General features: G+C 41.6%; 16 protein-coding genes and 1 other annotated feature. Of the genes, 15 read left to right on the plus strand and 1 reads right to left on the minus strand.

From position 1 onward, the window contains the following. Window position 1: 1 nt before the first annotated feature. The 7 genes from rsmI to HT697_RS06140 all read left to right on the plus strand — a co-directional run bounded on the left by rsmI (window position 2) and on the right by HT697_RS06140 (window position 5948). Window positions 2-871 carry a 16S rRNA (cytidine(1402)-2'-O)-methyltransferase gene (gene rsmI / locus HT697_RS06110; RefSeq protein ID WP_173218257.1) on the plus strand — a complete coding sequence of 290 codons (870 nt, stop codon included), beginning with the start codon at window positions 2-4 and terminating at the stop codon, window positions 869-871. Between the two features lie 134 nt (window positions 872-1005). Continuing rightward, window positions 1006-2340, plus strand: coding sequence for a methylenetetrahydrofolate--tRNA-(uracil(54)-C(5))-methyltransferase (FADH(2)-oxidizing) TrmFO (trmFO, locus tag HT697_RS06115; RefSeq protein WP_173218511.1), 1335 nt, complete (start codon window positions 1006-1008; stop codon window positions 2338-2340). 83 nt (window positions 2341-2423) lie between these two features. Further along, the gene (gene pyrH, locus HT697_RS06120) at window positions 2424-3149 is read left to right on the plus strand and encodes a UMP kinase (protein ID WP_000002995.1); all 726 of its coding nucleotides are present in this window, start codon (window positions 2424-2426) and stop codon (window positions 3147-3149) included. Between the two features lie 20 nt (window positions 3150-3169). Next, entirely contained in the window at window positions 3170-3727 is a 558-nt protein-coding gene (gene frr / locus HT697_RS06125) for a ribosome recycling factor (RefSeq protein WP_173218259.1), read from the plus strand. Between the two features lie 62 nt (window positions 3728-3789). Next, window positions 3790-4644, plus strand: coding sequence for an RNA-binding virulence regulatory protein CvfB (gene cvfB, locus HT697_RS06130; RefSeq protein WP_001095435.1), 855 nt, complete (start codon window positions 3790-3792; stop codon window positions 4642-4644). Window positions 4645-4652: 8 nt separating this feature from the next. Beyond that, entirely contained in the window at window positions 4653-4868 is a 216-nt protein-coding gene (locus tag HT697_RS06135) for a YozE family protein (RefSeq protein ID WP_001232084.1), read from the plus strand. Between the two features lie 84 nt (window positions 4869-4952). Continuing rightward, on the plus strand, window positions 4953-5948 hold the full coding sequence (locus HT697_RS06140; RefSeq protein WP_173218261.1) for a PhoH family protein: 996 nt from the start codon (window positions 4953-4955) through the stop codon (window positions 5946-5948). A 56-nt stretch (window positions 5949-6004) separates the two neighbouring features. Here HT697_RS06140 and ald read toward each other — a convergent pair whose 3' ends face one another. Beyond that, the gene (gene ald / locus HT697_RS06145) at window positions 6005-7117 is read right to left on the minus strand and encodes an alanine dehydrogenase (RefSeq protein WP_173218263.1); all 1113 of its coding nucleotides are present in this window, start codon (window positions 7115-7117) and stop codon (window positions 6005-6007) included. A 171-nt stretch (window positions 7118-7288) separates the two neighbouring features. On the opposite strand from ald, the gene HT697_RS06150 reads away from it, so the two are divergent. From HT697_RS06150 to rpmI, 8 genes are all read left to right on the plus strand, one after another. Continuing rightward, entirely contained in the window at window positions 7289-7858 is a 570-nt protein-coding gene (locus HT697_RS06150) for a GNAT family N-acetyltransferase (protein WP_173218265.1), read from the plus strand. 66 nt (window positions 7859-7924) lie between these two features. After that, window positions 7925-8563, plus strand: coding sequence for a helix-hairpin-helix domain-containing protein (locus HT697_RS06155; protein WP_173252991.1), 639 nt, complete (start codon window positions 7925-7927; stop codon window positions 8561-8563). Further along, complete coding sequence (locus HT697_RS06160) at window positions 8547-10787, plus strand: DNA internalization-related competence protein ComEC/Rec2 (protein WP_173252990.1); 2241 nt, start codon at window positions 8547-8549, stop codon at window positions 10785-10787. Before HT697_RS06155 ends, HT697_RS06160 begins: the two co-directional genes overlap by 17 nt. Before the next feature lie 190 nt (window positions 10788-10977). After that, a complete protein-coding gene (locus HT697_RS06165) occupies window positions 10978-11166 on the plus strand; it encodes a hypothetical protein (RefSeq protein WP_319946283.1) in 189 nt (62 codons plus the stop codon). Between the two features lie 32 nt (window positions 11167-11198). After that, on the plus strand, window positions 11199-11786 hold the full coding sequence (locus tag HT697_RS06170) for an ABC transporter ATP-binding protein (RefSeq protein WP_173252988.1): 588 nt from the start codon (window positions 11199-11201) through the stop codon (window positions 11784-11786). Between the two features lie 3 nt (window positions 11787-11789). Continuing rightward, window positions 11790-12971, plus strand: a complete 1182-nt coding sequence (locus HT697_RS06175; RefSeq protein ID WP_173252987.1) for a hypothetical protein — start codon at window positions 11790-11792, stop codon at window positions 12969-12971. A gap of 160 nt (window positions 12972-13131) precedes the next feature. Continuing rightward, window positions 13132-13263 (plus strand) — a sequence feature (ribosomal protein L20 leader region). A gap of 15 nt (window positions 13264-13278) precedes the next feature. Continuing rightward, window positions 13279-13809, plus strand: coding sequence for a translation initiation factor IF-3 (gene infC / locus HT697_RS06180; RefSeq protein ID WP_000848180.1), 531 nt, complete (start codon window positions 13279-13281; stop codon window positions 13807-13809). A 32-nt stretch (window positions 13810-13841) separates the two neighbouring features. Continuing rightward, window positions 13842-14042, plus strand: coding sequence for a 50S ribosomal protein L35 (gene rpmI / locus HT697_RS06185; RefSeq protein WP_001125943.1), 201 nt, complete (start codon window positions 13842-13844; stop codon window positions 14040-14042). The last annotated feature ends 5 nt before the right edge of the window (window positions 14043-14047 follow it).

Genomic DNA, 14047 nt, shown 5'->3' on the forward strand with positions numbered 1-14047 from the left:
CATGCAGATTCAAAAAAGTTTTAAGAGGCAGTCTCCCTATGGCAAGCTGTATCTAGTGGCAACACCGATTGGCAATCTAGATGATATGACCTTTCGCGCCATCCAAACCCTGAAAGAAGTGGACTGGATTGCGGCTGAGGACACGCGCAATACAGGTCTATTGCTCAAGCATTTTGACATTTCTACCAAGCAGATTAGTTTTCATGAGCACAATGCCAAGGAAAAGATTCCTGATTTGATTGGTTTCCTGAAAGCAGGGAAAAGTATTGCTCAAGTATCCGATGCGGGTCTGCCTAGTATCTCAGACCCTGGTCATGATTTGGTTAAGGCAGCTATTGAGGAAGAAATTGCGGTTGTCACAGTCCCAGGTGCTTCTGCAGGGATTTCTGCCTTGATTGCCAGTGGTTTAGCGCCACAGCCACATATCTTTTACGGCTTTTTACCAAGAAAATCAGGCCAGCAAAAGCAATTTTTCGATTTGAAAAAAGACTATTCTGAAACACAGATTTTCTATGAATCCCCCCATCGTGTGGCGGATACGTTGGAAAATATGCTAGAAGTCTACGATGATCGCTCGGTCGTCTTGGTCAGGGAATTGACCAAAATCTATGAAGAATACCAAAGAGGTACCATTTCTGAATTGCTGGAAAGCATTTCTGAAACGCCACTCAAGGGTGAATGCCTTCTCATCGTTGAAGGTGCCAGTCAGGATGTGGAAGAAAAAGACGAGGAAGATTTGTTCTTAGAAATCCAAGCCCGTATTCAGCAAGGCATGAAGAAAAATCAAGCTATCAAGGAAGTCGCTAAGATTTACCAGTGGAATAAAAGCCAGCTTTATGCTGCCTACCACGAATGGGAAGAAAATGACTAAACAGGGAAGTTTGCCTTCTTCCCTGTTTTTGTTATACTAGTAGAAGAAAAAAATAGAAAGATTTGTGGGTGTCAAACAGTCCAGTGGGGTGTTTTGATATGGACTTACGTCCCACCCAAAGAGGTATTAGTGTCGTGTCTCAATCTTATATCAATGTTATCGGTGCTGGTTTGGCAGGTTCTGAAGCAGCCTACCAAATTGCAGAACGTGGTATTCCAGTTAAACTTTATGAAATGCGTGGTGTCAAGTCAACACCTCAACACAAAACAGATAATTTTGCAGAGTTAGTTTGTTCTAATTCCTTGCGTGGGGATGCCTTGACTAATGCTGTTGGTCTCCTCAAGGAAGAAATGCGTCGCTTGGGTTCTGTTATCTTGGAATCTGCTGAAGCAACTCGTGTTCCTGCAGGAGGAGCGCTTGCGGTGGACCGTGATGGTTTCTCCCAAATGGTGACCGAAAAAGTGGCCAACCACCCCTTGATTGAAGTGGTGCGTGATGAAATTACAGAATTGCCGACAGATGTTATTACGGTTGTCGCTACTGGTCCTTTGACTAGCGATGCCTTGGCTGAAAAGATTCATGCCCTTAATGATGGCGATGGTTTCTATTTCTACGATGCGGCAGCGCCTATTATCGATGTCAACACTATCGATATGAGCAAGGTTTATCTCAAGTCTCGTTATGATAAGGGAGAAGCCGCTTATCTCAACGCTCCCATGACCAAGCAGGAGTTTATGGATTTCCATGAAGCCTTGGTCAATGCAGAAGAAGCACCGCTCAATTCCTTTGAAAAAGAAAAGTACTTTGAAGGCTGTATGCCTATCGAAGTTATGGCCAAACGTGGCATTAAAACTATGCTTTATGGTCCTATGAAACCAGTCGGTTTGGAGTATCCAGACGACTACACAGGACCTCGTGATGGAGAATTTAAAACACCTTATGCGGTTGTGCAACTTCGTCAGGATAATGCAGCTGGTAGCCTATACAATATTGTTGGTTTTCAGACCCACCTCAAATGGGGAGAACAAAAGCGTGTCTTCCAAATGATTCCAGGTCTTGAAAATGCCGAGTTTGTCCGTTATGGTGTTATGCATCGCAATTCTTACATGGATTCACCAAATCTTCTTGAGCAGACTTACCGTTCTAAGAAACAACCAAATCTCTTCTTTGCTGGTCAGATGACGGGTGTGGAAGGCTATGTTGAGTCCGCAGCGTCAGGATTAGTTGCGGGTATTAACGCTGCTCGTCTCTTCAAGGGAGAAAGCGAGGCTATTTTCCCAGAGACAACAGCGATTGGAAGTCTGGCTCATTACATCACCCATGCTGACAGCAAGCATTTCCAACCAATGAATGTCAACTTTGGGATTATCAAGGAGTTGGAAGGCGAACGTATCCGTGATAAGAAGGCTCGTTATGAAAAAATTGCAGAGCGTGCTCTTAGCGACTTAGAGGAATTTTTAACGTTCTAATTTTTTTGAAAGAATTGCTCATGATACTATAAAAATCTTAGAAATTGTGATAAAATAGGTAGGATAAAAAAAGGAGAGTGAAAATGGCGAATCCCAAGTATAAACGTATTTTAATCAAGTTATCAGGTGAAGCCCTTGCCGGTGAACGTGGCGTAGGGATTGATATCCAAACAGTTCAAACAATCGCAAAAGAGATTCAAGAAGTTCATAGCTTAGGTATCGAAATTGCCCTTGTTATTGGTGGAGGAAATCTCTGGCGTGGAGAACCTGCTGCTGAAGCAGGAATGGACCGCGTTCAGGCAGATTACACAGGGATGCTTGGGACTGTTATGAATGCTCTTGTGATGGCAGATTCATTGCAACAAGTTGGGGTTGATACACGTGTGCAAACAGCTATTGCTATGCAACAAGTGGCAGAGCCTTATGTCCGTGGACGTGCCCTTCGTCATCTTGAAAAAGGCCGTATCGTTATCTTTGGTGCCGGAATTGGTTCACCTTACTTCTCAACCGATACAACAGCGGCCCTTCGTGCAGCTGAAATCGAAGCAGATGCTATTCTTATGGCTAAAAACGGTGTCGATGGTGTTTACAATGCCGATCCTAAGAAAGACAAGACAGCCGTTAAGTTTGAAGAATTGACCCACCGTGACGTTATCAATAAAGGTCTTCGTATCATGGACTCAACAGCTTCAACCCTCTCAATGGATAACGACATTGACTTGGTTGTCTTCAACATGAACCAACCAGGCAACATCAAACGTGTCGTATTTGGCGAAAATATCGGAACAACAGTTTCAAATAATATCTAAGAAAAGGAATAAGAAAGATTATGGCTAACGCAATTATTGAAAAAGCTAAAGAGAGAATGACCCAGTCTCACCAATCACTTGCTCGTGAATTTGGTGGTATCCGTGCTGGTCGTGCCAATGCAAGCTTGCTTGACCGTGTACATGTAGAATACTATGGAGTAGAAACTCCTCTTAACCAAATCGCTTCAATTACGATTCCAGAAGCGCGTGTTTTGTTGGTAACACCATTTGACAAGTCTTCATTGAAAGACATCGAACGTGCCTTGAACGCTTCTGATCTTGGTATCACACCAACTAATGACGGTTCTGTGATTCGCTTGGTTATCCCTGCTCTGACAGAAGAAACTCGTCGTGACCTTGCTAAAGAAGTGAAGAAGGTCGGCGAAAATGCTAAAGTGGCTGTCCGCAATATCCGTCGCGATGCTATGGACGAAGCTAAGAAACAAGAAAAAGCAAAAGAAATCACTGAAGACGAATTGAAGACTCTTGAAAAAGACATTCAAAAAGTAACAGACGATGCTGTTAAACACATCGACGACATGACTGCCAACAAAGAGAAAGAACTTTTGGAAGTCTAAAAATAAAAAACAGAAAAACTCAGTTGGCATTGCTGGCTGAGTTTTATTCGAAAGAAGGAAATATGAATACAAATCTTGCAAGTTTTATCGTTGGACTGATCATCGATGAAAACGACCGTTTTTACTTTGTGCAAAAGGATGGTCAAACCTATGCTCTTGCCAAGGAAGAAGGTCAACATACAGTAGGGGATACGGTCAAAGGTTTTGCCTACACGGATATGAAGCAAAAACTCCGCCTGACAACCATAGAAGTGACTGCCACTCAGGACCAATTTGGTTGGGGAACTGTAACGGAAGTTCGTAAAGACTTGGGTGTCTTTGTGGATACAGGACTTCCTGACAAGGAAATCGTTGTGTCACTCGATATTCTCCCTGAGCTCAAGGAACTCTGGCCTAAGAAGGGCGACCAACTCTACATCCGTCTTGAAGTGGACAAGAAAGACCGTATCTGGGGACTCTTGGCCTATCAAGAAGACTTCCAACGTCTGGCTCGTCCTGCTTACAACAACATGCAGAATCAAAACTGGCCAGCCATTGTTTACCGCCTCAAGCTGTCAGGGACCTTTGTATATCTGCCAGAGAATAACATGCTTGGCTTTATCCATCCTAGCGAACGCTATGCAGAGCCACGTTTGGGGCAAGTCTTAGATGCGCGTGTCATTGGTTTCCGCGAAGTGGACCGCACTCTGAACCTCTCCCTCAAACCACGTTCTTTTGAAATGTTGGAAAATGATGCTCAGATGATTTTGACTTATTTGGAAAGCAATGGCGGTTTCATGACTTTAAATGATAAGTCATCTCCAGATGACATCAAAGCAACCTTTGGTATCTCTAAAGGTCAGTTCAAGAAAGCACTCGGTGGCTTGATGAAGGCTGGTAAAATCAAGCAAGACCAGTTTGGGACAGAGTTGATTTAGGGTGACATATGAGAAAATCATTTTACACATGGCTCATGACTGAGCGCAATCCTAAAAGTAACAGTCCCAAGGCTATATTGGCAGACCTCGCTTTTGAAGAGTCAGCTTTTCCAAAACACACAGACGATTTTGATGAGGTCAGTCGCTTTTTGGAGGAGCATGCCAGTTTCTCTTTTAACCTAGGTGACTTTGACGCTATCTGGCAAGAATACTTAGAACACTAGCATGATTCATTGGGTTTGGGCTAGTAATTTCTCCATCCCTTTGCTATAATAAAAAGAAATAAACGGATTAGAGAGGTTCTTTATTTGAAGGAACATTCAATTGACATTCAACTGAGTCATCCAGATGACCTGTTTCATCTTTTTGGTTCCAATGAACGCCATCTTCGTTTGATGGAAGAAGAGCTTGATGTGGTGATTCATGCTCGTACGGAGATTGTCCAGATTTTGGGAGAGGAGACTGCTTGTGAGGAAGCTCGTCAGGTTATTCAAGCTCTCATGGTCTTGGTAAATCGTGGGATGACTGTCGGTACACCAGATGTGGTGACGGCTATTAGCATGGTCAAAAATGATGAAATCGACAAGTTTGTTGCCCTTTACGAAGAAGAAATCATCAAGGACAATACAGGGAAGCCTATCCGTGTCAAAACACTGGGTCAAAAACTTTATGTGGACAGTGTCAAACAGCATGATGTGACCTTTGGAATCGGACCTGCAGGGACAGGGAAGACCTTCCTTGCAGTGACCTTGGCAGTGACTGCCCTTAAACGTGGGCAAGTCAAGAGGATTATTCTAACTAGACCAGCGGTGGAAGCAGGAGAGAGTCTAGGTTTTCTTCCGGGTGATCTTAAGGAGAAGGTAGATCCTTACCTTCGCCCCGTTTATGATGCCTTGTATCAGATTCTGGGAAAAGACCAAACAACTCGTCTCATGGAGCGTGAAATTATCGAGATTGCGCCCCTTGCCTATATGCGTGGACGAACCTTGGATGATGCCTTTGTCATTCTCGATGAGGCTCAAAATACGACCATCATGCAGATGAAGATGTTTTTGACGCGTTTAGGCTTTAATTCTAAGATGATTGTCAATGGAGATATCAGTCAGATTGACCTGCCACGTAATGTCAAGTCAGGTTTGATTGACGCCCAAGAAAAGCTCAAGAACATTCACCAGATTGACTTTGTTCATTTTTCAGCTAAGGATGTGGTTCGCCATCCTGTTGTCGCTCAGATTATCCGAGCTTATGAACCAGCTCCAATTAAAAATGAAGAGAATGAAGAAGTCCAAGAAGAAACAGAATAGCAAAAAAGAGCAGTTCGGTTGGAATTGCTCTTTCTTTTATCTAATAATTAGATTTTTTAGATTAGTTCATCAATTGGAGTATGTTTTTTATCGAGGCCTTGGGCTACTGGAAGACTGGCTAAGTAACCTTGATAAGTGGTAACACCTTGGCGCAAGCCCTCATCTTCAGCAATTGCTTGCACAAATCCTTTTCCTGCCAAGGATTCTATATATGGAAGTGTGACATTGGTTAGGGCAATGGTAGAAGTACGGGCTACAGCACCTGGGATGTTGGCAACTGCATAGTGGAGTACACCGTGTTTTTCATAGACAGGTTCATCGTGAGTTGTCACACGGTCAGCTGTCTCGATAACACCACCTTGGTCAACGGCAACGTCAACGATGACTGAACCTGGGCGCATTTGCTTGACCATCTCATCTGTCACCAATTTTGGTGCTTTGGCACCTGGGATGAGAACCGCTCCGATCACCACATCTGCATCTCTCACACTGGCTTCAATGTTAAATGAATTGGACATAAGTGTTTGGATTTGATGGCCAAAGACCTCCTCTAAAACGGAGAGACGTTTAGCACTGATATCAAGGATTGTTACTTGAGCACCAAGACCAAGCGCAATTCGAGCAGCATGGGTTCCTACGACACCGCCACCGATGATGGTTACTTTCCCTTTAGGTACACCCGGTACACCACCTAGTAGGACGCCAGAACCTCCTGCTTGCTTAGTTAGGAAATGAGCACCGATTTGGACTGCCATACGGCCTGCAACCTCACTCATAGGTACGAGGAGTGGTAATTGACCTTGGGAATCACGGACAGTTTCATAGGCAATCCCAGTTGTTTTTGATTCCAACATAGCATCTGCTAATTCTGGAGCAGCGGCCATGTGCAAGTAGGTAAAGAGAAGCAGGTCGTCACGTAAGTAACCATATTCAGAAGCTAGTGGTTCTTTTACTTTCACGACCAACTCAGCTGCCCAGGCTTCACCAGCAGTAGCGACAATTTCAGCTCCTTGCTTTTGATAGTCAGCATCAGTAAAGCCAGAACCGAGACCAGCATTTGTTTCGATAAGGACGCGATGACCACGACCGACTAAACTGTGGACACCAGCAGGTGTGAGGGCAACACGGTTTTCATTATTCTTAATTTCTTTTGGAATTCCGATTAACATAGAGAAAAACTCACTTTCTATTGACGGGTTGTAAATGATTTATCACAATTATCTATAAAATAAGGTGATGATTTTATTCTATATGAAACCGCTTTAAAAAGCAAGAAAAATTTGTTGTAACTTATTTTTTATGCTAGACTGATAGAAAATACTTTTGAATGGTAGAAACGTATGGAATCAATCTTTTTAAAACTAGCTCAGTATCCAATAGTGGAGACTGAGCGTTTATTGCTTAGACCTGTAACTTTGGATGATGCGGAAGCAATGTTTGAGTATGCCTCGGATAAGGATAATACACGTTACACTTTTCTAACCAATGAAAGCTTGGAAGAAACCAAGAATAACATTGCTCAGTTCTACTTGACCAATCCCTTGGGACGCTGGGGAATAGAATTAAAAAGCAATGGCAAATTTATTGGAACCATTGACTTGCACAAGATTGATCCTGTTCTTAAGAAGGCAGCTATTGGCTACATTATCAATAAAAAGTATTGGAATCAAGGATTGACGACAGAAGCCAATCGTGCCGTGATTGAGCTGGCTTTTGAGAAGATAGGGATGAATAAGTTGAGTGCCCTTTACGATAAGGACAATCCTGCATCTGGAAAGGTCATGGAGAAATCAGGCATGCGTTTTTCACATGAAGAACCATATGCTTGTATGGACCAGCATGAAGAAGGCCGAATCGTGACAAGAGTTCATTATGTCTTGACCAAGGAAGACTATTTTGCAAATAAATAAGCAGTTGAGAAGAAATTTTCAACTGTTTTTTCTTCCTCTTACGAATAATCTAAGAGAGGAGAAAATATGGAAGCAATTATCGAAAAAATCAAAGAGTATAAAATCATTGTCATCTGTACTGGTCTGGGCTTGCTTGTAGGAGGATTTTTCCTGCTAAAGCCAACTCCACAAACACCTGTCAAAGAAACGAATTTACAGGCAGAAGTCGCAGCTGTTTCCAAGGATTCATCGACCGAAAAGGAAGTGAAGGAAGAACCGGTTGAACAAGATCTAATCACAGTAGATGTCAAAGGTGCTGTCAAATCTCCGGGTATTTACGATTTGCCGGTAGGTAGTAGAGTCAATGATGCCGTGCAGAAAGCAGGTGGCTTGGCAGAGCAAGCAGACAGCAAGTCGCTCAATCTAGCTCAGAGAGTCAGTGATGAGGCTCTGGTTTACGTTCCAACTAAGGGAGAAGAAGTAGCTGGTCAACAGGCAGGTTCTGGAGCGCCTTCTTCAACAAGCAAGGACAAGAAGGTCAATCTCAACAAGGCCAGTCTGGAAGAACTCAAGCAAGTCAAGGGACTGGGAGGAAAACGAGCTCAGGACATTATTGACCATCGTGAATCAAATGGGAAATTCAAGTCAGTAGACGAGCTCAAGAAAGTCTCTGGCATTGGCGCCAAGACTATAGAAAAGTTAAAAGACTATGTTACAGTGGATTAAGAACATCCCCATTCTCCTAATCTATCTGAGTTTTCTATTACTCTGGCTTTACTATGCTATTTTCTCAGCATCTTATTTTGCTTTGTTGGGCTTTGTTTTTCTGCTAGTTTGTCTCTTTATTCAATTTCCTTGGAAATCATCAGGCAAAGTTCTAGTGATTTGTGGAATATTTGGATTTTGGTTTCTGTTTCAAACTTGGCAACAGAGTCAAGCTAGTCAAAACTTAGCGGATTCTGTTGAGAGGGTACGGATTTTGCCTGACACTATTAAGGTTAATGGTGATAGTCTATCCTTTCGTGGTAAGTCTAACGGTCGTGCTTTTCAAGTTTATTATAAACTCCAGACAGAGGAGGAGAAAGAAGCCTTTCAAACCTTGACAGACCTTTATGATATAGAACTAGAAGGGAAGCTTTCGGAGCCAGAAGGGAAGAGAAATTTTGGTGGCTTTGACTACCAAGCCTATCTGAAGACTCAGGGAATTTACCAGACTCTCAATATCAAAAAAATCCAGTCAGTTCAAAAGGTTGGCAGTTGGGATATAGGTGAAAACCTGTCCAGTTTACGTCGAAAGTCTGTGGTTTGGATTAAGACGCACTTTCCAGACCCTATGCGAAATTATATGACAGGGCTCTTGTTAGGACATTTGGACACTGACTTTGAGGAGATGAATGAGCTTTATTCTAGTCTAGGAATTATCCACCTTTTTGCCTTGTCGGGCATGCAGGTAGGTTTTTTCATGGATGGCTTTAAGAAAATCCTCTTGCGATTGGGCTTGACCCAAGAAAAGTTGAAATGGCTGACTTATCCCTTTTCCATTATCTATGCAGGTATGACAGGATTTTCAGCTTCGGTTATTCGCAGTCTCTTGCAAAAGTTACTGGCTCAACATGGTGTTAAGGGCTTGGATAATTTTGCCTTGACGGTGCTTGTCCTCTTTATCATCATACCCAACTTTTTCCTGACTGCAGGAGGAGTCTTGTCCTGCGCTTATGCTTTTATCTTGACCATGACCAGCAAAGAAGAGGAGGGGCTTAAGGCTATTGCCAGAGAAAGTCTGGTTATTTCTTTGGGAATATTACCCATTCTATCCTTCTATTTTGCAGAATTTCAGCCTTGGTCCATCCTTTTGACCTTTGTCTTTTCCTTTCTTTTTGACTTGGTCTTCTTACCGCTCTTGTCCATCTTATTTGCCCTTTCCTTTCTCTATCCAGTCATTCAGCTGAATTTTATCTTTGAATGGTTAGAGGGAATGATTCGCTTTGCATCACAGGTGGCAAGTAGACCTCTGGTCTTTGGACAACCTAATGCGTGGCTTTTAATCTTGTTGTTAATTTCCTTGGCTTTGGTCTATGATTTGAGGAAAAACATTAAAATGTTAACGGTATTGAGCTTATTGATTACAGGTCTCTTTTTCCTGACCAAGAATCCACTAGAAAATGAAATCACCATGCTGGATGTGGGGCAAGGCGAAAGTATTTTCCTACGGGATGTAACTGGTAAGACTATTCTCATAGATGTCGGTGGCAAGGCAGAATCTGATAAGAAAATTGAAAAATGGCAAGAAAAGACGACGACCAGCAATGCCCAGCGAAGCTTGATACCCTATCTTAAAAGTCGAGGAGTAGCTAAGATTGACCAGCTAATTTTGACTAACACGGACAAGGAGCATATTGGCGATTTGTTGGAGGTGACCAGGGCTTTTCATGTAGGCGAAATTTTAGTGTCAAAAGGCAGTTTGAAACAGAAGGAATTTGTGGCAGAACTAGAGGCGACTCAAACCAAGGTTCGTAGTGTGTCAGTGGGAGAGAATTTGCCAATTTTCGGAAGTCAGTTAGAAGTCTTATCTCCAAGGAAAATTGGAGATGGAGGTCATGAAGATTCCATAGTTCTGTATGGGAAACTCTTGGATAAGCACTTCCTCTTCACAGGAAACTTGGAGGAGAAAGGAGAGAAGGACTTGCTGAAGCACTATCCAGACTTGAAGGTGGATGTCTTGAAAGCTAGCCAACATGGCTCCAAAAAATCATCAAGTTCAGCCTTTTTAGAACAGTTCAAACCAGAGATGACTCTCATCTCAGTTGGAAAGAATAATCGAACGAAATTACCCCATCAGGAAACCTTGACCCGACTGGAAGATATCAATAGCAAAGTTTACCGAACTGACCAGCAAGGAGCTATACGCTTTAAAGGGTGGAGGAGTTGGAAAATAGAAAGCGTTCGATAGGAAGGACAAATATTATATATTAGTAAAATAAATCCAAAAAACTATTGCATAACAGAGGAAAAAATGATATAATTAAAGCGCTTTCGAAAGTAAATATATTAGTGAGGTGAAAACCATGAAAAAATCAGCAAAAGTTGTTTTATTAGCTACTTTGTTATCACTTGGTCTTTTTCAGTCCAGTGTATCTGCTGTGAGCGTTCTTAAAACTTATCGGTATGATTGGAATATCTTCTATAGGTCTAGTATGAATTATCACAAACATAGATATAGTGATATTCCGGAATGGTCTCGTTATTACAGCTATTCTGAGTATAAAGTTGGCGGAGGTTGGAACTATGATCGTTATGAGGTAATAAACTACTACAGCGGAGGCTATTAATCCTTAAAGAGTGATAAAAAGGAGGACTAGATATGTTGCAGCTTACTCATGTGACCTTAAAAACGCGACAAGTCATCTTACAAGATGTTGATTTTACATTTGAAAAGGGTAGGATTTATGGTATTCTTGCTATCAATGGTTCTGGAAAGACGACACTATTCCGCGCCATTAGCAATTTAATTCCTATAAGTAGCGGAAATATTGCAGCCCCTCCTTCTTTATTTTATTATGAGAGCGTTGAATGGCTGGATGGAAACTTAAGTGGGATAGACTATCTTCGCCTTATCAAAAATATCTGGAAGTCAGGTCTGAACTTGAGGGATGAAATTGATTACTGGGAAATGTCTGACTATATCAGCCTTCCCATTCGCAAGTATTCCTTAGGCATGAAGCAACGCTTGGTGATTGCCATGTATTTCCTGAGTCAGGCCAAATGCTGGCTCATGGATGAGATTACAAATGGCTTAGATGAGTATTATCGACAGAAGTTTTTTGATAGGCTTGTACAAATCGATAGGCAAGAACAGCTGGTTCTTTTAAGTTCCCACTATAAGGAAGAGTTGGTTGATGTCTGCGATAGAGTAGTAACCATTCATCAGGGGCAGATAGAAGAGGTTTAGTTTATGAAAGATGTTAGTCTATTTTTATTGAAAAAAGTTTTCAAAAGTCGCTTAAACTGGATTATCTTACTTTTATTTGCATCTGTACTCGGTGTTACCTTTTATTTTAATAGTCAGACTGCAAACTCAGTCAGCTTAGAGACTAGCTTGGATGCCCATCTTGTAGCAAATGAGAGAGCTATCAATGAAAATGAAGCGAAACTTTCCCAAATGTCTGACACCAGCTCGGAGGAATACCAGTTTGCTAAAAGTAATTTAGAATTACAAAAAAATCTTTTGAAGCGAAAGACAGAAATTTTGACTTTATTAAAAGAAGGGCGCTGGAAAGAGGCCTACTATCTGCAGTGGCAAGATGAAGAGAAGAATTATGAATTTGTATCAAATGACCCGACTGCTAGCTCTGGCTTAAAAATGGGGGTTGACCGCGAACGGAAGATTTACCAAGCCCTGTATCCCTTGAACATAAAAGCACATACTTTGGAGTTTCCGACCCACGGGATTGATCAGATTGTCTGGGTTTTAGAGGCTATCATCCCAAGCTTGTTTGTGGTTGCTATTATTTTTATGCTAACGCAACTATTTGCAGAAAGATATCAAAATCATCTGGACACAGCTCAGTTATATCCTTTTTCAAAAGTGGCATTTGCCATGTCCTCTCTTGGAGTTGGAGTGGGCTATGTAACTGTGCTGTTTATCGGAATCTGTGGATTTTCTTTTCTAGCGGGAAGTCTGATAAGTGGTTTTGGACAGTTAGATTATCCCTACCCGATTTATGGCTTAGTGAATCAAGAGGTAACTATTGGAAAGATACAAGATGTGTTATTTCCTGGCTTGTTCTTAGCTTTCTTAGCCTTTATCGTCATTGTGGAAGTAGTGTACTTGATTGCTTACTTTTTCAAGCAAAAAATGCCTGTCCTTTTTCTTTCACTCATTGGGATTGTTGGCTTATTGTTTGGTATCCAAACCATTCAGCCTCTTCAAAAGATTGCACATCTGATTCCATTTACTTACTTGCGTTCAGTGGAGATTTTATCTGGAAGATTACCTAAGCAAATTGATAATGTCAATCTAAATTGGAGTATGGGGATGTTCTTACTTCCTTGCCTGATTATCCTTTTGTTAGTGGGGATTCTATTTATCGAAAGATGGGGAAGTTCACAGAAAAAAGAATTTTTTAAGGCTTAGTTTTCCTATAGGGAAAATAAGTAAAAACTAACATAGAGAGGGAATCAACTTGGTTCTCTCTTTTTGATGCGTAAACCAAGTCAAAATACAAACAGAAACTTTTCAAAAAAATAACTTTTTATCTTGACAAGAGCTAGAAAACTTGGTATCATATAAAAGTTGAGAAAAGCAGAAGTGAGAGCTTCTCGCCTTGTGACATTAAGTTGCCTGGCCCTACGGATGAAAAGTTTCTAAGAAACGCTATCATAACGTGCGGGCTTGTATATTTACGAGTCCGCTATTGTTTTTCTCTAATAAAACAAAAGAGGTGAAAACCATAGCAAAGCAAGACTTATTCATCAATGATGAGATTCGTGTACGTGAAGTTCGCTTGATCGGTCTTGAGGGAGAACAGCTAGGCATCAAGCCACTCAGTGAAGCGCAAGCTTTGGCTGATAATGCTAATGTTGACCTAGTATTGATTCAACCCCAAGCCAAACCGCCTGTTGCAAAAATTATGGACTACGGTAAGTTCAAATTTGAGTACCAGAAGAAGCAAAAAGAACAACGCAAAAAACAAAGTGTTGTTACTGTGAAAGAAGTTCGTCTAAGTCCAACGATTGACAAGGGTGACTTTGATACAAAACTTCGCAATGCACGCAAATTCCTTGAAAAAGGAAATAAAGTTAAGGTATCTATTCGCTTTAAGGGTCGTATGATTACCCATAAAGAGATTGGTGCAAAAGTTTTAGCCGAGTTTGCTGAAGCAACTCAAGATATTGCCATCATCGAACAACGTGCTAAAATGGATGGACGTCAAATGTTCATGCAATTGGCGCCAGCAACTGACAAAAAATAATTGTCAGAAAGTTAAATAAAGGAGAAAAAATCATGCCAAAACAAAAAACACACCGCGCATCAGCTAAACGTTTCAAACGTACAGGTTCTGGTGGACTTAAACGTTTCCGTGCTTACACTTCTCACCGTTTCCACGGAAAAACTAAGAAACAACGTCGTCATCTTCGTAAAGCATCTATGGTGCATTCAGGAGATTACAAACGTATCAAAGCAATGCTTACTCGCTTGAAATAATAGCT

The organism is Streptococcus sp. 1621, from assembly GCF_013276615.1.
GTDB lineage: Bacteria > Bacillota > Bacilli > Lactobacillales > Streptococcaceae > Streptococcus.

What these genes read in the sequence shown, in the direction of transcription:
- rsmI (WP_173218257.1), top strand. Translation starts at nt 2, where the DNA reads ATGCAGATTCAAAAAAGTTTTAAGAGGCAGTCTCCCTATGGCAAGCTG.
- pyrH (WP_000002995.1), top strand. Translation starts at nt 2,424, where the DNA reads ATGGCGAATCCCAAGTATAAACGTATTTTAATCAAGTTATCAGGTGAA.
- frr (WP_173218259.1), top strand. Translation starts at nt 3,170, where the DNA reads ATGGCTAACGCAATTATTGAAAAAGCTAAAGAGAGAATGACCCAGTCT.
- cvfB (WP_001095435.1), top strand. Translation starts at nt 3,790, where the DNA reads ATGAATACAAATCTTGCAAGTTTTATCGTTGGACTGATCATCGATGAA.
- HT697_RS06135 (WP_001232084.1), top strand. Translation starts at nt 4,653, where the DNA reads ATGAGAAAATCATTTTACACATGGCTCATGACTGAGCGCAATCCTAAA.
- ald (WP_173218263.1), bottom strand. Translation starts at nt 7,117, where the DNA reads ATGTTAATCGGAATTCCAAAAGAAATTAAGAATAATGAAAACCGTGTT.
- HT697_RS06150 (WP_173218265.1), top strand. Translation starts at nt 7,289, where the DNA reads ATGGAATCAATCTTTTTAAAACTAGCTCAGTATCCAATAGTGGAGACT.
- HT697_RS06155 (WP_173252991.1), top strand. Translation starts at nt 7,925, where the DNA reads ATGGAAGCAATTATCGAAAAAATCAAAGAGTATAAAATCATTGTCATC.
- HT697_RS06160 (WP_173252990.1), top strand. Translation starts at nt 8,547, where the DNA reads ATGTTACAGTGGATTAAGAACATCCCCATTCTCCTAATCTATCTGAGT.
- HT697_RS06170 (WP_173252988.1), top strand. Translation starts at nt 11,199, where the DNA reads ATGTTGCAGCTTACTCATGTGACCTTAAAAACGCGACAAGTCATCTTA.
- HT697_RS06175 (WP_173252987.1), top strand. Translation starts at nt 11,790, where the DNA reads ATGAAAGATGTTAGTCTATTTTTATTGAAAAAAGTTTTCAAAAGTCGC.
- rpmI (WP_001125943.1), top strand. Translation starts at nt 13,842, where the DNA reads ATGCCAAAACAAAAAACACACCGCGCATCAGCTAAACGTTTCAAACGT.